The 25055-nt window shown below is 33.2% G+C and carries 18 protein-coding genes; 4 read left to right on the top strand and 14 right to left on the bottom strand.

Features of this window, described 5'->3' with window-relative positions:
* Positions 1-146: 146 nt before the first annotated feature.
* From lpdA to RM697_RS08810, 4 genes are all read right to left on the bottom strand, one after another.
* A complete protein-coding gene (gene lpdA, locus RM697_RS08825) occupies positions 147-1547 on the bottom strand; it encodes a dihydrolipoyl dehydrogenase (RefSeq protein ID WP_311427514.1) in 1401 nt (466 codons plus the stop codon).
* A gap of 98 nt (positions 1548-1645) precedes the next feature.
* Positions 1646-3259, bottom strand: coding sequence for a S41 family peptidase (locus RM697_RS08820; protein ID WP_311427513.1), 1614 nt, complete (start codon positions 3257-3259; stop codon positions 1646-1648).
* 84 nt (positions 3260-3343) lie between these two features.
* Positions 3344-3970, bottom strand: a complete 627-nt coding sequence (locus RM697_RS08815) for a CPBP family intramembrane glutamic endopeptidase (protein ID WP_311427512.1) — start codon at positions 3968-3970, stop codon at positions 3344-3346.
* 1 nt (position 3971) lies between these two features.
* Positions 3972-4997: a metal-dependent hydrolase gene (locus RM697_RS08810; RefSeq protein ID WP_311427511.1), complete on the bottom strand. Its 1026-nt coding sequence runs from the start codon at positions 4995-4997 to the stop codon at positions 3972-3974.
* Positions 4998-5157: 160 nt separating this feature from the next.
* Here RM697_RS08810 and RM697_RS08805 point away from each other — a divergent pair, with 160 nt between their 5' ends.
* Positions 5158-6639, top strand: coding sequence for a Na+/H+ antiporter NhaC family protein (locus RM697_RS08805; RefSeq protein WP_311427510.1), 1482 nt, complete (start codon positions 5158-5160; stop codon positions 6637-6639).
* Here RM697_RS08805 and RM697_RS08800 read toward each other — a convergent pair.
* The 3 genes from RM697_RS08800 to RM697_RS08790 form a co-directional block, all read right to left on the bottom strand.
* Positions 6636-7109, bottom strand: a complete 474-nt coding sequence (locus RM697_RS08800) for an ankyrin repeat domain-containing protein (RefSeq protein ID WP_311427509.1) — start codon at positions 7107-7109, stop codon at positions 6636-6638. The two genes, RM697_RS08805 and RM697_RS08800, sit on opposite strands and share 4 nt — an antisense overlap.
* A 146-nt stretch (positions 7110-7255) precedes the next feature.
* Positions 7256-9448 carry a catalase/peroxidase HPI gene (gene katG, locus RM697_RS08795; RefSeq protein WP_311427508.1) on the bottom strand — a complete coding sequence of 731 codons (2193 nt, stop codon included), beginning with the start codon at positions 9446-9448 and terminating at the stop codon, positions 7256-7258.
* A 131-nt stretch (positions 9449-9579) separates the two neighbouring features.
* Positions 9580-10569, bottom strand: a complete 990-nt coding sequence (locus RM697_RS08790; protein ID WP_311427507.1) for an NAD(P)H-dependent flavin oxidoreductase — start codon at positions 10567-10569, stop codon at positions 9580-9582.
* A gap of 132 nt (positions 10570-10701) precedes the next feature.
* Between RM697_RS08790 and RM697_RS08785 the strand changes: the two genes are divergently transcribed.
* Positions 10702-12018 carry a phenylacetate--CoA ligase family protein gene (locus RM697_RS08785; protein WP_311427506.1) on the top strand — a complete coding sequence of 439 codons (1317 nt, stop codon included), beginning with the start codon at positions 10702-10704 and terminating at the stop codon, positions 12016-12018.
* Here RM697_RS08785 and RM697_RS08780 read toward each other — a convergent pair.
* The 4 genes from RM697_RS08780 to RM697_RS08765 all read right to left on the bottom strand — a co-directional run bounded on the left by RM697_RS08780 (position 12011) and on the right by RM697_RS08765 (position 15310).
* Positions 12011-13033: a sugar-transfer associated ATP-grasp domain-containing protein gene (locus RM697_RS08780; RefSeq protein WP_311427505.1), complete on the bottom strand. Its 1023-nt coding sequence runs from the start codon at positions 13031-13033 to the stop codon at positions 12011-12013. The two genes, RM697_RS08785 and RM697_RS08780, sit on opposite strands and share 8 nt — an antisense overlap.
* An 85-nt stretch (positions 13034-13118) precedes the next feature.
* On the bottom strand, positions 13119-13760 hold the full coding sequence (locus RM697_RS08775; protein ID WP_311427504.1) for a GNAT family N-acetyltransferase: 642 nt from the start codon (positions 13758-13760) through the stop codon (positions 13119-13121).
* 33 nt (positions 13761-13793) lie between these two features.
* Complete coding sequence (locus RM697_RS08770) at positions 13794-14438, bottom strand: GNAT family N-acetyltransferase (protein ID WP_311427503.1); 645 nt, start codon at positions 14436-14438, stop codon at positions 13794-13796.
* 2 nt (positions 14439-14440) lie between these two features.
* Positions 14441-15310, bottom strand: coding sequence for a beta-keto acid cleavage family enzyme (locus tag RM697_RS08765; RefSeq protein WP_311427502.1), 870 nt, complete (start codon positions 15308-15310; stop codon positions 14441-14443).
* A gap of 305 nt (positions 15311-15615) precedes the next feature.
* Between RM697_RS08765 and RM697_RS08760 the strand changes: the two genes are divergently transcribed.
* A complete protein-coding gene (locus RM697_RS08760; RefSeq protein ID WP_311427501.1) occupies positions 15616-16284 on the top strand; it encodes a NeuD/PglB/VioB family sugar acetyltransferase in 669 nt (222 codons plus the stop codon).
* A 186-nt stretch (positions 16285-16470) separates the two neighbouring features.
* Complete coding sequence (locus RM697_RS08755; protein WP_311427500.1) at positions 16471-17784, top strand: phenylacetate--CoA ligase family protein; 1314 nt, start codon at positions 16471-16473, stop codon at positions 17782-17784.
* Positions 17785-17885: 101 nt separating this feature from the next.
* Here RM697_RS08755 and dnaK read toward each other — a convergent pair whose 3' ends face one another.
* The 3 genes from dnaK to RM697_RS08740 form a co-directional block, all read right to left on the bottom strand.
* Positions 17886-19787, bottom strand: coding sequence for a molecular chaperone DnaK (gene dnaK, locus RM697_RS08750; protein ID WP_311427499.1), 1902 nt, complete (start codon positions 19785-19787; stop codon positions 17886-17888).
* A gap of 300 nt (positions 19788-20087) precedes the next feature.
* The gene (locus tag RM697_RS08745) at positions 20088-20558 is read right to left on the bottom strand and encodes a nuclear transport factor 2 family protein (RefSeq protein ID WP_311427498.1); all 471 of its coding nucleotides are present in this window, start codon (positions 20556-20558) and stop codon (positions 20088-20090) included.
* A 106-nt stretch (positions 20559-20664) separates the two neighbouring features.
* Positions 20665-24969: a T9SS type A sorting domain-containing protein gene (locus RM697_RS08740; RefSeq protein WP_311427497.1), complete on the bottom strand. Its 4305-nt coding sequence runs from the start codon at positions 24967-24969 to the stop codon at positions 20665-20667.
* Positions 24970-25055: the final 86 nt, after the last annotated feature.

Raw genomic sequence — 25055 nt, 5'->3', positions numbered from 1 at the left:
AGATGAGGTTGGCTAACTATTTGTGTTTAAAGATAGTAATATGTTACAGATAATCTTTTATAAAAAAAGCGAACCTTTTGGGCTCGCTTTTAAGATTTTAAAACAACACTTCGATAAACTCAGTATGAAGGTGTATAATAATATATTTATATATGTAATGCTCTATCTTCTGTAGCTGCTAATGCTGCTTCTTTGACAGCTTCTGCAAATGTTGGGTGTGCATGCGACATACGCGAAATATCTTCAGCACTTGCTCTGTATTCCATAGCTACAACTGCCTCGGCAATTAAATCTGCCGCTCGAGCTCCAATCATATGAACACCTAAAATTTCGTCTGTATTTGCATCTGCTAGGATTTTTACAAAACCATCTAAATCCATACTCGCACGACTACGTCCTAAGGCACGCATAGGAAATTGTCCTGTTTTGTACGCGACTCCTGCTTCTTTTAATTCTTCTTCTGTTTTACCAACTGCTGCCACTTCTGGCCACGTGTAAACCACTCCTGGTATTAAGTTATAATCTATGTGTGGTTTTTGCCCAGCAATAGTTTCTGCAACAAAAACACCTTCTTCTTCTGCTTTGTGCGCTAACATTGCACCTTTTATAACATCACCAATAGCATAGATATTAGATGCACTTGTCTGTAAATGATCATTGACTTCTACTTGTCCTCTATCATTTATGTTTACACCTGCTGCTCCTGCATTGAGGCCATCTGTATATGGTCTACGACCTACTGAGACTAAACAATAGTCACCTCTAAATTCTACTTCTTCACCTTTTTTATTATCTGCTTTAACCACAACTTCATCTCCAATACGCTCTACTGATTTAACTTTATGAGAGGTGTTCATCTTAAACTTAGCCTTCTTAAAAACTTTATTTAGCTCTTTAGATAAGCCTGCATCCATACCAGCAATAATACGATCCATGTACTCAACAACTGTGACTTCTGCTCCTAAGCGTCTGTAGACCTGTCCTAGCTCTAATCCTATTACGCCTCCTCCAATAACTATCATATGCTTTGGAATCTCCTTTAATTTTAAGGCTTCTGTAGAAGTAATAACACGTTCTTTATCTAACGTTATAAAAGGCAGGTTAGAAGGCTTACTTCCTGTTGCAATAATGGAATGTTTTGCTTCTATCTCTGTAGATTCATCACCTTTAATAGTAATATGAGTTGCATCTTTAAAACTACCTAAACCTTGGTATACATCGATATTATTTTTCTTCATTAAGAAATCAATTCCTCCTGTAGTTTGGTCTACAACAGCTTGCTTACGTGCAATCATTTTTTCTAGATTCACTTTTACTTCTCCTGGTATATCTATACCATGGTCGCTAAAGTGCTTTATAGCGTCTTCATAATGATGTGAAGAATCTAAAAGTGCTTTACTCGGAATACAACCAACATTAAGGCAAGTTCCACCTAGTGTAGAGTATTTCTCTATTATCGCTGTTTTCATGCCTAATTGTGCACAGCGAATAGCTGCTACATAACCTCCTGGACCAGATCCGATAACTGCAACGTCGTATGTGTTCATAGTGTGATTTTTATCGTATGTTTAAAACGAAATACAAAAGTACAACTTACAATAAATATTTACGAATTTTTGAAACGCATTATTATTACGAAATAAAATTAATTTTTCTTTTCTATAGCATTTAAAACCCATTCTAATTCTGGATCTTTATTATTGAGTCTGTCTTGGTAGGTAGGTGTAATCTCCACATCTGGCTTTACTCCATAACCATCTGGTGCTATTTTATGTTTTGAATCGATATGCATTAAACCAATCCTGGCACGAAGTTTAGTATTTGGCAATTCATAAATCTTATAATAACCAGCTACAGTTCCATTGTATGCTCCTCCAGTTTCTTCTCCTATAAACATTGCGCGTTTATCTCCTTTTAGTTGTGTTGAAATAATTGAAGAAGCAGAAAACGAATTTCCGTTTATTAGCACATATATATTGCCTTTAAAGTTTAATGGATTAGGTTCTGTTTCTTTTGCAGCTTTATACCTGTAATACAATTGACCATCTTTTTTACTTGTTCTCAATAAATCATATGTAAGTATAATTGGAGACAAGACACCTACGAATAATTTTCTGCCAAAAGTAGTAGTATTACTCATAGCGGTTTTTAATATTGGAATACGACTATTTGTTTCACTTTTGTTTATAAGCGTGAAATTTTTATCTGTTAAATAGGAATACAGGGCTAAAATCTCATTTAATCGACCACCAAAATTATTTCTAAGATCAATGACTAAGTCTTTTGTTCCTAGTGAGTCTAATGTAGCAAAAGTTTCTTCGTAAAAATCTTTGTACTTAGAGCCTCTGGTAAAACTCGTTATTTTTAATAAGGCAACTGTACTATCCTTACCAATAAACGATAGGTTTCTATTGTATTGCTTAGTAACATAATTATAGCCATACTTTTTATATTTTTTAAATCTTTCTTTAGACTTTAATTTTCTGGCTTTCTTTTTGGCTTTTCGTTCTGCTCTGGTTAGTGTGTCCTTAAATTTAATTTTAGCCACAGAATCAGCTTTAATAGAATCACTAGCTATTCTTTTCTTTACTTTAGAGACACGTTTATACGTTTTATAAAATGTTGAATCTGGATTTCGTAACTTAAATGTAATACTATCGAAACGACCATTATCTTGTTGGTAATATCCTAAAAATCTGTAGCCTACTACTCTATCATGAAACGTTGTATTATAACCATCTGAAGCTACAGTTGTCTTATATTTTTTTAGCAATCCTAAAGCATTTTCTCCATTGACTTCTAACACTTCGGCATTTACTAAAAGAGAATCGTTTCCTCTCGCACTTCTTATAATAATCTTATCTTCAACATATTCAAAGTTTAGATTATTAACATCGAATTTTAATTTAAGGCGCTCTTTTTGTTCTTTCCTAGTAAACTTAGTGTTAGGTATAGATACTGACATGTGACCTTGTCCAACAAACTTGGTGACTTTTGCTAATTCCTTATGAAATGTACGACTTGTCATGGGTCTATTAATTGCAGATTTTAAGCTATCAAATTTATAGTCTAATGTTTCTTTTGGTGTAAACTGATATAATCGAGGATGTAATCGCTTTAATTGTTTGTATACTTTGTCTATATCTTCATGCAAATCTTCAACAGGATGCATTTTGGTAACTGCCTCATTATAATGTTCAATACTACCACAAGAAAGCACTACAATGGATAAGGTTAATAGGATTAACAGTTTCTTCATTTTTAAATATAATAGTTGTGATTTGAAATAGCCTCTTTCTATTAAAGACGTAAAATAATTGCAAATAGTTGCCTCAATTAAAAATTATGATGGAAAACCAAGCATATCTCCCATTCCAACTGTATATAACCAACAACCATAAAGTGCATGTTCAATAAAAACTAATAGTGTTGACTTTGTATTTTTAAAGGTTAATGCAAATAGAAGTCCGCCTACAAATGTAATAACCATAACTATAGCATTTTTAAAGAAAATATGCGCTAAAGAAAATAGTGCTGCGTTTACAAGAATAAATAAGTTTTCGCTTTTAAATAAATGCTTATATCGCTTAAAAAAAAAGGTTCTATAGATGAGTTCTTGAATATAAACTGACATAAATGTATATATACATAAAAACAATAACCAAACACGATAGTCATCTTTAACTGGTTTAAATAAGTGCTCTGGTTTTGCAATTAAAACATATATATAAGTAATTATAGCTATGACTAGAAACTTGATAAATGTATATTTCCAAAATCGTTTCCAATCTATATTTTTCTTTATATGAATTTTAACAGTCTCAACACCTATTAAAATAAACATAACATAAAGAAATGCTAGTATTGAAATTCCTATTTGAACTAGTATAGAAATATCAATTACCAAACTAATTGGTACTAAAACAAAAAGGATAAATAACTCTGTTAGTCTGTATTGTGCTGTCTTCATATTATTTTATTCCTTTAATCCTATTTATAAATAGTTTTAAATCATCCTCTTTAGGAGGAGTAGGTTCAAAAGGCAATATATCCCAACGCTCTTTTTTCTTATATAATTTTAAACTAAATACTGAAGAACTTGGATCGTCTGCATTAAGTAATGGATATCTTAAATCATTAAACCGAACTCTACCACTATCTAATTCAAATAAATTATAATAACCATTACTAAACCAGTCTAAGGTTTTAATTTCTGCAACTGTTTTTGGCAACACTTCATGATTCTTTGGTAAAATTTGCCAATTACTAAACTTAGGTTCTTTATCTAACAATGAGTAGAATGCTACTCTATAATCACTTTTTGTTTCTGCAATACCATACCATAATATGTTATTTAGTATAGTGGGTTGAGCACTAAAACGCTCATAGACAATCGCATCTGATTTTAAAGACGATTTAAACACAGAGTCTATATAAAACTTATTTCCAATAGTAAGCAACATATAAAACGAACTGATACCTAATGCAAATTTTAACCACATTTGACGTCTAGTAGATGTTCTGTTAAAGAACATTAGTACAATCATACAAAGTAGAAATGGAACTGTGTAAAGAGGATCTGCTACAGAAATATTGTTAAATGCTACTCTATACTCTGAAAATGGTAAAAACCATTGTGTACCATAAGGTGTAAAGGCATCTAAAATAATATGCGTAAATAAGGACCAAAAGAATAACTTAATCCAATCGTTCCTAGATGTTGTCCAACGACGCTTACTACTTTTATCATAAAGTTTATGTACTAACCAACCAAACAAATAAGCGCCAAGTATTGAAAACACAATAGAATGACTAAAACCTCTGTGAGCAGCCATAATATCAATTTCATTACTGTAGAAGATACGTGAAGTAAAAACATCTAAATCTGGTATTGTTCCGCCAATAGCACCAAACAACAAGGCTTTGTTTCCTATTTTCTTACCAAGTAAAGCTTCGCCACAAGCAGCACCTAAAACGATTTGAGTTAGTGAATCCATATACTACTTGGCTAAAATAGCCAATAAAAATCTCAAATCACAAAACCTAAATTCCAAAAGAAAAACGATTCAATAAATCAACAACGCAATACATCAACAAATTTTTCAATTTGCAAATCGTATCACAAAATCGTAACATTACAAAACTAAACTAACTAAGATGCAAGACGACGACAAGGATATCATTACCGAATTTAAAGCTGATAAACAAAATATAGTTGACAATAAGGAGCTTAATATCTATGAAGCACTTGTTCCTGTTATTATTTTAATGGGCTTATTAGCATATAATATCTTTTTTGTAGAAGATCAAGAGTGGCTTGGTGCATATACCAATCAACTTATACTACTTATGGGAGGAGGAGTTGCTATGCTTGGTGGTTTTATGAACAAAGTCCATCCTATTACTATGCTAGAGGAAATTTGGGAGAATTTAAAAAGTGTATTTGTACCGATAATGATATTATTTTTAGTTGGTGCCTTAGCAGGTACTTGGTTAGTAAGTGGTGTGATTCCTGCCATGGTTTATTATGGATTACAGGTACTAAGTCCTGAAATATTTTTACCAGCTTCTGTAGTCATTTCGGCTATTATATCTATAGCTACAGGTAGCTCTTGGACAACCTCAGCTACCGTTGGTATTGCTCTAGTTGGTATAGGTACAGCATTAGGTATTCATCCAGGAATGATTGCTGGTGCAGTAATCTCTGGCGCCTATTTTGGTGATAAAATGTCGCCTTTAAGTGATACGACTAATCTAGCTCCTGCAATGGCAGGAACCGATTTGTTTACTCATATAAGATACATGACTATTACCACTGTTCCGACGATAATAATTGCTTTAATAGCTTTTGCTATTATGAGTTCTACAATAGAAACAACCGGAAGTACAGATGTGAGTTATTTATTAGAGACCATTAATACTACGTTTAATATTTCGCCATGGTTATTTTTGGTTCCAGCAGCAGTGATTGCTCTAATTTTAATGAAAACTAAACCGCTTATAGCTTTAGCTAGTGGTGTTATTTTGGCAGCAGTTTTTGCTTTTATTTTTCAACCAGATATCTTAGATGGATTAGCAGACTCTAAAACTGGAGCTATTGTATATTCGGTTTTTACAGACACTGCTATTGAAACTGATAATGAAAAACTTAACGATTTATTTTCAGCTGGTGGCATGAAAGGTATGCTTTGGACTATTTACCTCATTCTTTGTGCTATGGTTTTTGGTGGTATTATGGATGCTATTGGAGCCTTATCAAGGATTACAAAAGCACTTTTATCTGTAGCTACCTCTATTTTTGGTCTTTTCGCCGCAACTGTTGCTAGTTGTTTAGGCTTAAATGCTATAGCTTCTGATCAATACTTGGCCATTGTTATTCCTGGTAAAATGTTTAAACAAGCCTATGAAGATAAAGGTTTAGCTCCTGAAAACTTAAGTAGAACTTTAGAAGATTCTGGTACAGTAACTAGCGTATTAATCCCTTGGAATACTTGTGGTGCTTATCAATCTGGAGTTCTTGGTGTAGGCGTAGGCGAATATTTTATGTATGCTATATTCAATTGGCTAAGTCCTTTTACGACCTTGTTATTTGCCGCATTTAAAATTAAAATAAGACAACTTTCTGGTAAAACCGTTTAATCACCTAATAATTCTGTAATCTTTATTAGTCCTTTTTCTTTAGCATAATCTAATGCAGATTTATTGTCTTTATCTTTTATGTTTTTATCAGCATTATATTCAATAAGTTTTGAAACAACAGCTTCTTGATTATACTGTGTTGCAAAAATTAAAGGTGTAGTACCATTATTATTTTGAATGTTAATATTTGCACCATTATCAATTAACAATTGTACTAGCTTTAAATTACCTTTAAAAGAAACTCCTAGTAATGCAGTATTACCTGATGCATCTGTACCATCTATATTAGCCTTATGCTCTATTAGCAATTTGGCAACATCTTGCTTATCAAAATATGTAGCAAAAATCAATGGTGTAAATCCTCGAGCATCCTCACTATTAACCAAATGTGGATTATTTTGAAGTTGAAGTTTTATATTTTCAATAGTTCCAGATTGTATTGTACTAAAAAATAACTCTTGTGCATTCATAATTTTTGGTCTCCTCGAGCGCAGTCGAGAGGTTTTAATTTTTATTTCTAAAAGGTCTCGACTGCGCTCGACCTGACAAAATTAAAAAAGGAATGTGTATTAAATTACACATTCCTTTTAAGTGTTGGTTTGCTATTAACCAAATATTATTGATTTAAATCAAAGCGATCTAAATTCATCACTTTAGTCCAAGCTGCAACAAAGTCATTTACAAAACGAGCTTCACCATCATTAGCGCCATAAACTTCGCATACTGCTCTTAGCTCTGTATTAGAGCCAAAAATTAAATCGGCTCTGGTTCCTTTAAATTTAATAGCACCTGTTCTTCTGTCACGTCCTTCAAAAATAGTTTCGTCTTCAGAAGTAGCACTCCAAGTATATGTAAATTCTAAGATATTGGTAAAGAAATCATTGGTTAAACTACCAACATTAGATGTAAAAACTCCATAGTCAGATCCATCATAATTTGCACCAAGTACGCGAAGTCCGCCAACTAAAGCTGTCATTTCTGGTATTGAAAGCGTCAATAAATTTGCACGATCAATCAATAGGTCTTCGCCAGCAACTTCTAATTTAGAATTCATGTAATTTCTAAATCCATCTGCTAAAGGTTCTAAATGACTAAACGATTCTAAATCGGTTTGCTCTTGTGAAGCATCGCCTCTTCCTTGAGTAAAAGGCACATTGATAGTATGTCCTGCATTACGAGCAGCTTCTTCAATAGCAGCTGTTCCAGCTAAAACAATTAAATCTGCCATAGAGATAGTTCCACTAAATTCATTTTGGATACCTTCAAGAACATTAAGTACTTTATTTAATTCTACTGGGTTATTAACTTCCCAACTGCGTTGAGGTTCCAAACGAATGCGAGCTCCATTAGCACCTCCTCGTTTATCTGAACCTCTAAATGTAGATGCAGATGCCCAAGCCGTTTTAACTAATTCTGAAATGGATAATCCAGAAGCTAGTATCATTTTCTTTAGAGATACAATATCGGAGTCATTTAACGAATAATTTACTTTAGGTATTGGATCTTGCCAAATTAATGTTTCACTTGGAACTTCAGGACCTAAATAACGATCAATTGGTCCCATATCTCTATGCGTTAACTTAAACCATGCTCTTGCAAATGCATCTTCAAAAGCAGCATGATCTTTATGGAAACGCTCAGAGATTTCTCTAAAACCAGGATCCATCTTTAATGCCATATCTGCAGTAGACATCATTAAGGCTTGTTCTCCATTACCTCCAGCTTTTGGTGCTTTTTTAGCATCTGGATTTGTTGGAGTCCATTGGTGTGCACCAGCAGGACTTTTAGTTAATTCCCAATTATAATTTAAGAGGACATCAAAGTAATCATGATCCCATTGAATGGGGTTCGGTGTCCATGCACCTTCTAATCCACTTGTAATTGTATCATCTAATACACCAGTCTGGAATGTATTTTTCCAACCTGTACTCATTTCCTCAATAGAAGCACCATGAGGCTCAACACCTACATATTGATCTGGATCTGCCGCACCATGTGCTTTACCAAACGTATGACCACCAGCAACTAAAGCTACTGTTTCTTCATCATTCATAGCCATACGACCGAATGTGATTCTAATATCATGCGCAGATTTTAAAGGATCTGGTTGTCCATTTGGCCCTTCAGGATTTACGTAGATTAAGCCCATATGTACTGCACCTAAATGCCCTTCTAAATCGCCATCACTTGTATCATAACGATCATCATTATCTAACCAACCTGTTTCACTTCCCCAATATATATCTTGTTCTGGTTCCCAAACATCTTCTCTTCCTCCTGCAAAACCAAACGTTTTGAATCCCATTGATTCCAATGCGCAATTTCCTGCAAGGATCATTAAATCTGCCCAAGAAATTTTGTTGCCATATTTCTTTTTTACTGGCCATAATAGTAAACGTGCCTTGTCTAAGTTGCCATTATCTGGCCAGCTATTCAATGGTGCAAAACGATGTGTACCAGAACCTGCTCCACCTCTACCATCACCTACTCTGTACGTCCCTGCACTATGCCAAGCCATACGAATCATAAATCCTCCATAATGTCCATAATCTGCTGGCCACCAATCTTGACTGTCTGTCATTAAGTCTATGACATCTTGTTTAAGAGCAGTGTAATCCACACTTTTGAATGCTTTTGCATAATCAAAGTGCTCTCCCATAGGATTGTTCTTTGAAGCATTTTGGCGTAAAATATTAAGTTTTAATTCATTTGGCCACCAGTCTCTATTCGACGTTCCTCCACCTGCTGATCTTTTTTGAGTACTGTGGAAAGGACATTTACTGATATCACCATTCATATTATGTTCCATTTTAAAGTTGTTGTTTGAATTTATGTTGAAAACATAAAATTAAGAAAAATAGAAGCTAGCTGTAATAGGCTGTATATATTTTAAACTTATTTTGTAATAGGAATTATTTATAATAGCAAAGCCTAATAAATTTAGCCTACCAAAGCAGTAATAATATCTTTAACTGGAAGAATTGCTTTTGTATGCTCAATACTTGGACCTGCAACCCAAACTGTTTTATAGGTTGCTTTTTTAGCTGCCTTTTCAGTCGCTTTCATACCTATAGAAAACCGAATCATTTTAACCCATTTTTTAAGCTTACGATTTTTATTAAGAAGATTTTCAATCCAAGTAGATTTAGTTCCTATTTTTTGAACATAAGGTGTGTTAATTACAGTACAAGGTGTACCTGAAATACGTTCAGTCATTACTATATCATCTGCACCATAATCTACACAAGCTTGCTTGTATTCATTAGTCACACCAGCTTCTAATGAAGCTATAAAAGGGCTTCCAACAGAGACTCCTTCTGCTCCATAGCTTAACATATCATCGATATCTGCCTTACAACCAACTCCTCCTGCTGATATAACAGGAATAGAGCAATTGTCTTTTAAAAGTTTTATTAATGCTTCAGGTGATAGGCTTCCTCTATGACCTCCTGCTTCATTATTAACTGCAATGATGGCATCTGCACCTAAACTCTCAACTTTTTTTGCAAACTTCAAATCAGTTACATCACAAAATACTTTTATACCTGCTTTATGGGCTTGATTAATAGTTTCCTCTGGGCTTCCTAATGATGTAATAATAAAATCACAGCCTTCTTCGCATAATACTTCAAGTTGACCTTTGTATTTTATGTTAGACTTATTTACTATTAAATTAAAACCAAACGATCCACCTTCTACCTTATTATTTTTTAGGTCTTTGATAGCTGTTCTTAATTCTTCTAAAGTTCTATAATTAAGCGCTGGTATACAGCCAGCTATACCGCCTTTCATAGCCTCAGTAACCATAACAACATTAGATACTAAGAACATTGGTGCTTGAATGATTGGGTATTTTATATTTAAAAGTTTGGTAAGTTTGGTTTGCATTGTGTTAGTTTTTAAGCAAATATACTTAAATTTATTATGCATGCATAACAATAATGACTCATGCAGATATTAATGGCTTTTTAACCATAAAATACTAGTAATTACTATCTGTGTTATACTTTAGTAGTCTTAAATCTAATATGCAAGATTTTTTAAAATAAACACTCCAAATCAATGTTTTTAAATAGTTTAAGACACTTCAGTTTTTGGTTACTTGATACTCTAAAAGGAGGTCATGTTAAAAAACATTACACAGAGGTAACTTCAATTTTAAAAGCACCTAACTCAAAAAATGCTGAAGCTATAACATCAAAACATATTGGTAGTTTACTTAAACATGCCACAGAAACAACTGCATTTTACAAGCCATATACAGGAAAAACCAAAATTGAAGATTTTCCTGTAATCAGAAAAACTGTAATCCAACAGAATTTTGAACAGTTTGAATCCTCAATTCATAGAGGTAAAAACAATTATAAAGTATCTACTAGTGGATCTACTGGTGTTCCATTTTTCTTATTTCAGAATGCACAGAAACGACATAGAAATCATGCTGATGTTATGTATTATTACAACAGCTGTAACTTTAAAATTGGAAATAGACTCTATGAGCTAGAAGTTTGGCGTGATCATAATAAAAAGGGTAAACTTATATCTTGGTTACAAAACGTTTGTCAATTTGATATCTCAAGATTAACAGACAACAGAATTGAAACTTTTTTGAATTTACTTAAAACTGATAATCAAAAAGGTAAAACATTATTGGGTTTTGCATCAGCTTTTGAGCTAATTGCACAGTATTTAGAACGGAATAATTTAAACGATCACAATCTAGGTATCAATTGTATTATAGCAAATTCGGAGTATTTGAATGCTTACACCAAAAATACTTTAAATAAGCATTTAGATATTCCTGTATTATCTAGATACTCAAGTGAGGAGATTGGAATGATAGCGCAACAAACCTTAAGTTCAACAGAAAGTTTCAAGGTTAATCATGCTAGTTATCATTTAGAAATATTAGCTATGGATAGCGATAACCATGTTGCGCCAGGAGAATTTGGACGTATTGTAGTTACGGATTTATTTAATTATGCAATGCCAATTATTAGATATGATACAGGAGATATTGCAAGATATAAATTAGACGATGATGGTGTTATGGAATTTGATCAAATTGAAGGTCGTAAAATGGACTTGATATATGATACAAAAGGCAATATTATTTCTTCATTTGTTGTTTATACTAAATTTTACAAGTATTATAAGCTATTACAGCAATATCAGTTTATTCAACAAGGTCAAAAATCTTATGAAATTAAACTAAACATCCATGACGATGATTTTCCTTTTGAAAAGGATTTGATTGCCGATATAAAATCTGATTTCGGAGATGATGCCGAAATTACCTTGACTTATGTGGATGAAATTCCGCCATTATCATCAGGAAAAAGAAGAAAGGTGGTTAATAATTATAAACTGCTTAATTAGACTTTAATGCTAAGGCTAATATTTCATTGGTAAACTCTCCAAATAAAGGTCCATTTGTGATTTGATGAATTATACTACTTTGATTATAAGTATTATACTCAATAAAAATTGGTTCATTAGATTTATCTAAACCTATATCCCAAGAAATGAATTTAAAATATGGAACTTTAATATGCATATTTTTAGCCATCTCAATAACTCTATTGTAGTTAGGAATACTTAGTCCTTTTAAAACAACTCCAGTATGAGTTTGGTTGTAAACCTTTCCGTATTTAGTATATCCTATTTCTTTAAATTTACCATCACTTTTAACACCAACAATAATACCACCTGCAGAAAAATTATCAGTAACCGAATCAGGATTTCCTATTCTTGCAACAGTTGATAATACATGTACTTTATCTTGTCTGATATAAGTCATAACTCGTAATGTATTAAGTGAGGAAGGATTTAATTGTTTCATTATAGGACTCTGATCCACTAACTCTTGAATAATAAAGTCCTTAACATACAGTTTAAGCAAATCAATAACTGACAGATTATTAATACTTGTTTTATTGTCGTTTAGAGTAAAAACCTTAACCATATTACCTTGACCAGTCTCTATTGTAGGTTTAATAATCATTGGTTTATTTAGACGCTTAACAATTTTAATAGCAGCATCTCTACTTATTATTTTATCATTATGATAATAAAATCCATTGATGTTTTGAATAACTCTAATTGGTTGGTTAAACTCATTAAATAACTTATAAGTAATATTCTTATCAACTAAAGCTGGCCATTGCTTAGATTGATTAAATTTTGGACATATAACTGCTTTAAATATATCATCAGGAATATATTTTACATTAAATACTCCATTAATAGTCTTAAAATAACGATGCCAATTTGTTGTATGTAATTTGTATCCTTTTGCTTTATAATAAGCGTAAGCCTTTTTAGATTCTTCTTTACTTAATTTTGGAGCATTAATTTTAAAAACCAACTCATTAATTTCTTTTCTAGTATTCATTTTAGTATTAAACTCAAGAAGCTTTTTCTTAAAATTTAATATAAAGTTTAATGCTATTTTCTTGAGAAAATGATACATACTATAATTAATATTTTTTAAGCGTATAATTAAAAGTCCATCTTTTAAATAAAATGATACTTAAATAGAGTGCTGCTTTTTTTGCTGCGGCCTTATACTGAATTTTTAAAGCAGATTTGTTGAAAGATTCTACAATAGCATGATGATACTTTACACCTTCCTTTTCAAACATTTCAAAGCGTTTATATTTCATGTATGGTGCTATATTCTTCCCTCTGTATTTATCAAATACATAAAGGCTATGTAAATAAATATCTTCCTTACCAAGATGAAAATAACGCTTTCTAAAATAAAAAGGTTTTCGCTTTATTAAGGTATATCCAACAATCTCTTCATTATATTTTAAACCAATACATATATCACCATCTTTTAAATCTGATAAGAAATCTTTTTGTTCTATTCCTATGATAGAGGATTTAATTAAATTCATATCCTCTTCATTGAATCTGGTGAGTATTACCTCTAAATTTTTATCTCTAATGGCTTGTGGTTCTGCATTTTCCTTTACAGCAATAAAATAGTAATAAGGCATAATGTCAACACCTATTTTAGCAAGGTTATTACGAACTCCTTGCCAAAATAAACCATGCCTTATAAGTTTGTAAATCCACTTAATTCTATTAACAACACCTTTACTATCCTTCTCCATAAAACCATAGATTTAAATTTTAAATAATCTAGATTATTTAAAATTCTTTAGAGTAAAATTCCAAGTCCATTTTTTAAAAAACACAATGCTCATGAATAATTTTAAATGGTCTGAATTCATCTTCTTTTTAAACTTAATTGTAGACTTATTAAAAAACTCGCTCACACTATAAAATGTATTAACACCTTGCTCTTCTAGTAATCTATAACTATGATATCTCAAGAAAGGTGCTAAATTTTTACCTCTAAACCTTTCAAAAGTATACATACTATGCAGATAAGCCTCATTAGTATTTAAACTAAATTTACGTTTTCTAAAATAAAATGGTGCTTTTTTAATAAACATATAAGCTGCAACATCTTCACCATTCTTAAGACCTATGCATATTTCGCCACGTTTAAGATCACTTAATAGATCCTTCTGTTCTATTCCTATAATAGTACTTTTTACAAAATTGATTTCAGATTCTCCAAAAATAGAAATCTTAAAATTTTTATCTTCTCCTCTTATTTTTGGTGGAATAACTGGAGTTACCTCTTCCCTAACCCAATAATATGGCATAATATCTATACCTAATTTGGCAATATTATTTCTTACACCATGCCAAAACAAACCATGTTTTATGATATTGTATAACCATTGGAATTTGTACTTAAGTCCTTTCTTATCACCTTCCATAGCTAATCTTTGTAAATACGACCATATTTACCATGACCAGGCTCCATTTTCATTTTTACACGAAACTCTGAAGGTGACATTATTTCACGATTATTGGCTGAGGCAATGACATGGATCCTTTCTATTAAAGCCGAGTTAGTAGCAAGTCTTGTTCTATCTGCATCATACCAGATATTGTCTTCTAAACCAACTCTAACACCTTTTCCTATGGCAATTGCTAAAGAATTCATCATTAATTGTCCATTTCCTATACCTGCTATACTTACTAAGGCATCTTTAGGTGTATCATTTAGCATTACACCTGTATGCAATAAATTAGTTTGTGCGCAGGCAATGTTACCAAACAGTAAATTATAATATAAAGGCTCTTGTATAATTCCTTTATTAACGAGATACTTACCAAAGTTTATCATTCCTACATCAAACACTTCAAGTTCTGGAACGATACCTTTAGATTTCATAACACTAGCTAAATCCTCTATCATACTTGGTGCATTCATACTAGCTACCTTGTTAAAATTTAGTGAGCTTAATGTTAAACTTCCCATATCTGGTTTAAGATCACCTTCTAATGATAGAACATCAGATCTTTTATCTAAAGTGTTGAAATTACGACCACTAAGCGAGGTGCAAATCACCAAATCTGGAGCATATTTTCGTATACCTTCGATGAGTTGAGCATAAACTTCTTTTTTGTAGGTTGGCACACCTGTTTGCTCATCTCTAGCATGAATATGAGTCATGGTTATTCCTAGCTCATAAGCTCTATGTACATCTTCTACTATTTCATTGATAGTAACAGGAACATGAGGTGTCATGTCCTTAGTAGGTATCATGCCAGTTGGTGTAAAATTTATGATTAATTTTTCCATAATAAGTAGGTTTACATGGCATGAAACTACTATTTTTTATAATAATTGATGAAATTTTGACGATAAAAGGCTAGGCAAAATCTGTAATCGGTTACTGTTTACCATAAATTTCGGTGAACAACCAAGAGGTTATAAACAATCTGTTTCTACTTGTAAATAGGGCTTATTTTTTAGTATTTCATCTGTTAAAACGATATTTTTTGCGCATTGAAGAGTCATTTTGCTTGAATTTGTAATTAATTACTACATTCGCTGACTAACTAAGTATAATTTTCTAATATGCTTTTCCCGAATCCCCTAAATTGATGAAAAATATCCTTATTTATGGTGCATCAGGTCATTCTAAAATGATCGTTGACATCATCCATAAAAATAAGTCTCACAATATCATTGGATATATAGATACGTATAAGTCTATTGGTGAGGAGCTTTCGGGATATAAAATCTTAGGAAACTTAGACAATCTATTAGAGTTACAGAAGACTCACAATGTATCACATATAGTCATTGGAGTTGGAGAAAATAGCACAAGGTTAAAAGTTTGGCAAAAGATAAAAGACATATCTCCAAATATTAGTTTTGAGTCAATAATACATCCAAGTGCCATCTTAGCTGAAAATATAGACGTACCTGAAGGTTCAGTTATTATGGCTGGTGCTATTGTAAATATTGACGCTACCATTGGTAAATTTTGTGTGCTCAATACAAACTCGTCTTTAGGACACGATTCTATAATGAAAGATTTTTCTAGCATAGCTCCTGGTGTTGCTGTTGGTGGCAATGTTGAAATAGGATACTGCTCTGCATTATGCCTAAAATCTGGTGTTATACAAAATATAACAATAGGTGATTATTCTGTGATTGCTTCTGGTGCTTTAGTAGTTAAAGACATAGGTGATTACAAACTTGCTAAAGGTGTACCTGCAAATATTATTACTGAGCGCTCTACAAAAGATAAATATTTAGGTAAATAATATCTACTGAGATATTACTATCCTCTCAACTTACTCGTATATTAATTGACTTATTATAACTAATGAAACGATAACTTTTATTCAAAGATTAAAATAGCGTTTAGTCGAAGTAATACTAATACTTCAAAAGCTATTATTAATTTCGATCTGAAACATTTATTACAGAAATCAATTTTTAACTAACCAATGTCATTGAATATCCTCCGAAATAAGGGCTTCTGGCTGTTTGATTCTATAAAAGGAGGTCTTATTAGAAAGCATTTAGACGAAATTATTACAATTCAGAAACAACCTAATTCTGTTGAAGCTGTCCGTTTAAAATATTCATACACTCATAAACTAATAAAGCATGCTAATAAGACCACTACGTATTATAAAAAATTTAAAAATGCTAAAAAAATCAATGATTTACCTGTAGTTAACAAATCATTGATTCAAGAGAATTTTGAAAAATTCAAATCACAAAAATTCATAAACAAAAAAACACATAAAGTATCAACAAGTGGCTCAACTGGCCTGTCATTTTTTATCTTTCAAAATAAAAATAAGCGATCAAGAAATTATGCGGATAGTATTTACTACTATGATAATGCAGCTTATCGTTTAGGAAATCGGATTTATAAATTAATAGTTTGGCATAATAACAATAGAAAAAGCCGATTTAATAGTTGGTTATTGAATATGTATCAATTTGACGTATCCAACCTAAAAGATCAACGCATTGAATACCTCATAAATAAACTGACTAATGATAACCAAAAAAATAAAACATTTTTATGTTATGCTTCAGCTTTAGAACAAATAGCAAAATATTTAGAAAAAAGAGAATTATTTATAAGTAATCATGGTCTTAACGCCATAATAGCAATTTCAGAATACTTAAATAAATACACTAAAGAAACCTTAGAGAAACATTTAAATATCCCTGTTTATTCAAGATATTCAAATGAAGAACTCGGTATGATAGCTCAACAAAGTATATCATCTCCTACTTTTTTTGAAGTTAACCATGCAAGTTATCATGTTGAAATTTTGAGTATGGACTCTGATAAACATGTAAAACCAGGAGAATTTGGAAGAATAGTAGTAACTGATCTACATAATTATGCTATGCCAATGATACGTTATGACACAGGAGATATTGCGCGATACAAATATGACAATAATGGTGTAATGCAACTAGATAAAATTGAAGGTAGAAAAATGGATGTTATTTATAATACTAGTGGTAACATCATTTCATCTTTTATTACTCATGCAATATTTAATGAGCATTATAAACACTTAAAGCAATATCAACTCATTCAACAAGGTGAAAAGGACTATGAAATAAAACTCAATGCAAATCATAGCACTTTGAGTATTGAAGGTGAAATAATTAATAATGTAAAGTCTGAGTTAGGCAAAGATGCTAACGTTAAAATTACATATGTAGAAGAGATACCTCCTTTAGCTTCAGGAAAACGAAGGAAAGTTATTAATAACTATATTATAAATTAGTCATTAATTATTTGAATATGCTTGAAACATGAGTGAAAATTATAAATAAAAGACGCAACCCTTTCGGATTGCGTCTTTCGTCATGTTTATGTAAATTCATATTATTTCACTTCTTCGAAGTCTACGTCTTCAACATCGCTGGCTTCTTCAGCTTGACCTCCAGTTTGCGCTTCTGGTCCTGCTGCTCCACCTTGAGCATCTTGCTGAGCCTTATACATTTCTTCTGAGGCAACTTTCCAAGCTTCATTTATTTTCTCTAAAGCTGGATCAATAATCGCCACATCTTTAGTCTCATAAGCCTTTTTCAATTCTTCAAGTGCGTCTTCGATTGGTTTCTTTTTATCATCAGATAATTTGTCACCAAACTCACTCAACTGTTTTTCCGTTTGGAAAATCATCGCATCAGCACTATTCAGTTTATCAGCAGTTTCTTTTGCTTTAGCATCTGCATCAGCATTGGCTTCAGCTTCTTGCTTCATTTTCTGGATTTCTTCATCTGTTAGTCCTGAAGACGCCTCAATTCTAATGTTTTGAGATTTTCCAGTAGCTTTATCAGAAGCAGACACTTGGATGATTCCGTTAGCATCAATATCGAAAGTTACTTCAATTTGAGGTACGCCTCTTTGCGCTGGTGGAATTCCGTCTAAATGAAAACGACCAATTGTCTTATTATCTGCTGCCATTGGACGCTCACCTTGTAGCACATGAATCTCTACTGAAGGTTGATTATCTGCAGCTGTTGAGAACACCTGAGACTTTTTTGTTGGTATCGTAGTATTAGCTTCAATAAGTTTTGTCATTACGTTACCCATTGTTTCAATACCTAATGATAATGGTGTAACATCTAACAACAAGACATCTTTTACATCACCAGTTAATACTCCACCTTGAATTCCTGCGCCTACAGCGACAACTTCATCAGGATTTACACCTTTACTTGGTGCTTTTCCAAAGAATTTCTCTACTGCTGTTTGCACAGCAGGTATACGTGTAGAACCACCTACTAAAATAACTTCGTCAATGTCTCCTGTTGATAAGCCTGCAGCTTTTAATGCTGTCTGACAAGGTTCAATAGTACGCTTTACTAAATCGTCTATTAACTGCTCAAACTTAGCTCTTGTTAATGTTCTTACTAAGTGTTTTGGCCCACTAGCTGTTGCAGTAATGTAAGGTAAATTAATTTCAGTCTGCGCTGAAGATGATAATTCAATCTTAGCTTTTTCAGAAGCTTCTTTTAAACGTTGCAAAGCCATTGGATCTTTACGCAAGTCCATATTCTCTTCAGCATTAAACTCATCTGCTAACCAGTTAATAATTTTTTCATCAACATCGTCACCTCCTAAATGTGTATCTCCATCTGTAGATAACACTTCAAATACACCATCACCTAATTCTAAAATAGAGACATCATGTGTTCCTCCACCAAAATCAAAAACTACGATTTTTTGATCTTGCCCTTTCTTATCTAATCCATAAGCTAAAGCTGCAGCTGTAGGTTCATTGATAATTCTACGAACTTTTAATCCTGCAATCTCACCTGCTTCTTTAGTTGCTTGTCGTTGCGCATCATTAAAATATGCTGGAACTGTAATAACAGCTTCTGCAACAGAAGTCCCTAAATAGTCTTCAGCTGTTTTTTTCATTTTTTGCAGCACCATTGCAGATAATTCTTGTGGCGTATATAAACGACCATCTATATCTACTCTAGGTGTATCGTTATCTCCTTTAACTACTTTATATGGTACACGTTCTGCCTCTTTCTTAGATTCAGAATACTTGTTACCCATAAAACGTTTTATAGAGTATACTGTTTTTGTTGGATTAGTAACGGCCTGACGTTTTGCAGGATCACCAACCTTTATTTCACCACCTTCTACAAAGGCAATAACTGAAGGTGTTGTTCTTTTACCTTCTGCATTTGGAATAACAACTGGTTCGCTTCCTTCCATTACAGAAACACAAGAGTTTGTAGTTCCTAAATCGATTCCTATAATCTTACTCATAGTATTATGCTTAATGTTATGTTTTATAAATATTTTACGCTCAGTGTAAGTCAATCATTATGCCAACACAAAAATGCTGACATGATGTCATTATTTAAGCTAATACCTATTGAATTTGTCATAATTATAAGTGAGTTAGTAAATGTTAGAAAAAAAATTACTTTGATAAATCAATCTTTATGGTTCTTAGTCTCTTTCAGATAGAGAGCATGCAACCAACTTAGCTATAATTTTAAGTAAATCAGGAAGAGAAACTGAAACTATTCTTAAATTTGAAAGTCCTTTATTAAAAAAATAATATTATTCTTTATTACAGCTATCTCTTCGACGAGAATCTATTAAGTATATGATTCGCCATTTACCTTCTGTTTTAACTAATTGAAATGAGTTAACACCACAGTGACTAAATGTATCATTATACCAAAACTCATAACCTACCCAAGCATTGGCCATATTGGCATCTATTTGAATATTAAAACTGGTTAAGCGTTCATCCCATTTTTGATCGTCTGGTCTATTAGCAATAGCTTTTAATAAATTATCGGCTCCTCCATCATCTTTAAATTGACCTTGACCTTCTTTATTAATAAAAGTTGTTTGCATAATCACTTTAGGCATCATCACAGATTTCATCATAGTAGTATCGCCTTTATGAAAACCATCAAAAAACGTTTCTATAGTTTTTTTAACTTCAATTTGCTCAGATGTCATAGACTGAGAATACATAGACGTTATGGTTATTATTGCTAAAAAAGTAAGAACACGATTCATAGATATCAATTATAGTTTCACACAAAATAAAAGAAACTAATCATTAGTCTAAATAAGTATAGAAAACTTTAACAAAAAAGCTCAGTATTTCTACTGAGCTTAATTTTTAATTAATTATCACTTTATCTATAATTTCTTTGCCATCATATTCAATTTTTAAAATGTACATTCCAGAATTGAGATTACTTAAGTTGAGTTGCTTTATAAAAGGATCACTATAAAGTGTTTCTTCCATTTCAGAAGATACTAACATCTTTCCTGAAACATCATATAAATACATCTTAGAGGTATTGTATAAGCCAGTAAGCGATATATTAAGTATATCTGACGTTGGATTTGGGAAAATTCTATAATCGAACTCTGGATTTTCAACAGGATCTTCTTCGCAATCTATCACTACCTCTACTCTTACTGTAGCTTCATCGTAATCTAGAGCATTAAAAACTGTTACCGTATAGTCTGTAGTTTGATCTGGTGCAACAGTTATGGTTTGTGTGGTTTCGCCTGTACTCCATAAATACTCATCGCCTCCAGTTGCTGTAAGATCAATACTATCACTCAAACATATACTAACATCTTCTCCTGCGTAAGCTTGTACTTGCGGTAGAACATTGATTACTATTTGGTTAGTATCTGAACAGTCGTTAATGTAACCCGTAACTTCGTATGTTGTGGTAATACTTGGATTAACAGCTATATTGGGTTGGGTTGCACCATTATTCCATTGGTATTCATTAGCTCCAGAAGCAGATATGGTAACATAATCACCATCTAAAATAGTAACATCTTCGCCATTAGTGATTACCACATTAGGATTCGGATCTACAAATACAGTTACTTCATCTTCATCTTGGAAATTTCCTTGATAAGCCACCACAGAATAAGTTGTTGTTGATAACGGACTTACAGTTATACTTTGAGTTGTTGCTCCTGTACTCCAAAAATAAGTGTCACCTCCAGAAGCTGTAAGTGTAACTTCATAATCATAACCATCACAAACACGTTGATTTTCACCTGCACTAGCATTAACTTGTAAATCTTCTACTGTTACTGTAACTGAAGATTCTGTAGAACATGCATTTGTTGTTCCTTCTACTGTGTAGCTTGTCGTGACTGTTGGACTAACTTCTATACTCTGAGTAGTTTCGCCTGTACTCCATTGGTATGAGTCTGCGCCTTCGGCTGTTAAGATTGTACTCTCACCATAAGTAATCGTAATATCTGAACCTGTGCTAACATCTGGCAAGGCATTAACTGTTACTGTAACCTCATCTGTATCTTCGCCTCCAGAATCGTTGGATACTATCACACTATAGGTTGTTGTTGTATTTGGTGATACTGTTATACTTTGTGTAGTTTCACCAGTACTCCATTGATAGTTAGTTCCGCCTGACGCAGTTAATATAGTACTCTCGTCTTCACAGATCTCTTGATCCAAACCAGCATTGGCATTGACATCTTCGGTTTCTACTGTTACTGTAACTGAAGATTCTGAAGAACATGCATTTGTTGTTCCTTCAACTGTATAGCTTGTCGTAACTGTTGGGCTAACTACTATACTCTGAGTAGTTTCGCCTGTACTCCATTGATATGAGTCTGCGCCTTCGGCTGTTAAGATTGTGCTCTCACCATAGGTTATCGTAATATCTGAACCTGCATTAACATCTGGCAAGGCATTAACTGTTACAGTGACCTCATCTGTATCTTCGCCTCCAGAATCGTTGGATACTATCACACTATAGGTTGTTGTTGTATTTGGTGATACTGTTATACTTTGTGTAGTTTCACCAGTACTCCATTGATAGTTTGTTCCGCCTGACGCAGTTAATATAGTACTCTCGTCTTCACAGATCTCTTGATCCAAACCAGCATTGGCATTGACATCTTCGGTTTCTACTGTTACTGTAACTGAAGATTCTGAAGAACATGCATTTGTTGTTCCTTCAACTGTATAGCTTGTCGTAACTGTTGGGCTAACTACTATACTCTGAGTAGTTTCGCCTGTACTCCATTGATATGAGTCTGCGCCTTCGGCTGTTAAGATTGTGCTTTCGCCATAGGTTATCGTTACATCTGCTCCTGCACTCACATCTGGTAAAGCATTTACTGTTACTGTGACTTCATCTGTATCACTACAGGTATTGTTAAATACTTCGACGGAATATATTGTTGTTGTATTTGGAGATACAGTTATACTTTGTGTGGTTTCGCCTGTACTCCATTGGTAACTTGTGCCACCTGAAGCGGTCAATGTTACACTATCATCTTCACAAATCTCTTCATCTAAGCCTGCATCTGCAATTGGAATTGCCGTTACAGTTACCGTAACTTCATCTGTATCTTCACCTCCAGAGTCATTTGATACTGTAACACTGTAAGTCGTTGTTGTATTTGGAGATACTGTTATACTTTGCGTTGTTGCGCCTGTACTCCATTGATAGTTTGTTCCGCCTGATGCAGTTAATGTGGTACTTTCGCCTTCACAGATTTCTTGATCTGAACCAGCATTGGCATTAACATCTTCCGTTTCTACTGTTACTGTAACTGAAGCATCATTTGTACAACCATTAGTTGTTCCTGTTACTGTATAGGTCGTTGTATCTGTAGGACTGACTGTGATACTTTGTGTAGTTGTGCCTGTACTCCATTCATATGAATCTGCGCCTTCGGCTGTTAAGATTGTACTCTCACCATAAGTAATCGTAATATCTGAACCTGCGCTAACATCTGGTAAAGCATTAACTGTTACTATAACCTCATCTGTATCACTACAGGTATTGTTAAATACTTCGACGGAATAGGTTGTTGTTGTATTTGGAGATACAGTTATACTTTGTGTGCTTTCACCTGTACTCCATTGATAGTTTGTTCCTCCTGATGCAGTTAGTGTAACACTATCGCCTTCACAAATCGTTTCATCTGAGCCTGCATTGGCTATTAACAAGGGATTAACAGTGACTATTACTTCGTCATCGTCCTCCTCTCCAGAATCTGATACTACAGTAACAGTATATGTTGTTGTTGTTGTAGGTGATACTGTTATACTTTGAGTAGTTTCACCAGTACTCCATTCATAACTAACACCTCCAGATGCTGTTAAGGTTACACTATCTCCAGTACAAATCTCCTGATCTTCGCCAGCATTAGCAAACTGACCATCTTCAATAATTTTGTCTCTAAAATCTACCACATAACATTGAATAGGTACATTATTATTTCCCCAATCTGAAGCAAACATAACTCTACCTCCAGAAGGAGATGGACAGGGTTGTGCCTGATTTTCATAGAGATTCATGGCATTTCTAGATTTACAAATACGCTCTACTCTAGATCCGTCTAATTTCACTGCAACTAATTCGTTCAAATAGGGCTGCCAACTTGTAGATGATGACATGTAAGTATAAACCCAACCTGGTCTATTTAAAGATCTAGCTGATGCATGACTTGCGTAACCTCCAGGTGTTAAAACAGTGGCTTGACCATCAGATAAACGTCTTTTGATGATTCTACCATCGTTCACAGTTTTATCAACACCAACTGCAACTTCATCTCCATTTTCATCTATAGCTACATCAAAATGGCTAGGGCGACCATATTCACTCCAAAATGGACCTGTTTGATCACCTTGTATAGTAAATACTCTAGAACGATCATATCCTGTTCCAAAATTGGCATTAACTATAATGTAGTTTCCTAATGGAGAAATGGTAATAAAATCTACAATAGTTCCTGGAAGTTCTATATCTGGATATTTTATGTTGTTTTCTAAATCTACAGCAAATGCTACTCGCATACCATCGGCACTTCTAGTCGCTAAAATTGCTGCCTTTGTGCCATCTTGAGAAAAGTTACCTGTATAGTCTCCTAATGAAGTATTAGTGTATCCTGAATAAGAAATTAATGTTGTTATTTGCTCTGTATAATAGTTCCAAGCTCTTACACCAGAATTGTTAACCAAAAGCCTAATACTGGGATCTGTTGGATGCCATCTACTATCATTACTACTTGGAATATTGGCAGTTTTAATAACTTCATAGGTTTCTCCATCTAAAAAATAAACGCTTCCCCAACCTCCACCATAGGTTTTATGCATCCCTAAATAAATAATGGATTCATCAGCGTTCCAAGGTTGCCTTACTGAATAGCCATGTCTTGCAATATTTCTCCAAGTAGCACCTCCAGAATTTGGAATAGGAGTATTTACATCTCCTGTTATCCTAGTAATTGATGTGTCAAAATTCGGATCAATTACGCTCTGTAGATAATCGGGTTTGTTTAACACAGGTTGAGGCCAATAGGTCTCTGTACTTGTGTCTAAATCATAATCTTGTGCTAAAATCTTAGTACTACAAAAAGTACTGATTAGCATCATACATACCAATAAAAGGTAGCGTGATTTGGGGCAAATCATTAGCTATTAATTTTGGGGCTTGGACGATAAACCTATAAAAAAATACTACTTAAGCAATTTAATACATACATTTTTCGATTAATTAC

It is taken from the genome of Microcosmobacter mediterraneus, assembly GCF_031846265.1.
GTDB lineage: Bacteria > Bacteroidota > Bacteroidia > Flavobacteriales > Flavobacteriaceae > Microcosmobacter > Microcosmobacter mediterraneus.
The sequence above is the reverse complement of the archived record's forward strand: the minus strand, read 5'-3'. Positions and strand labels throughout refer to the sequence as shown.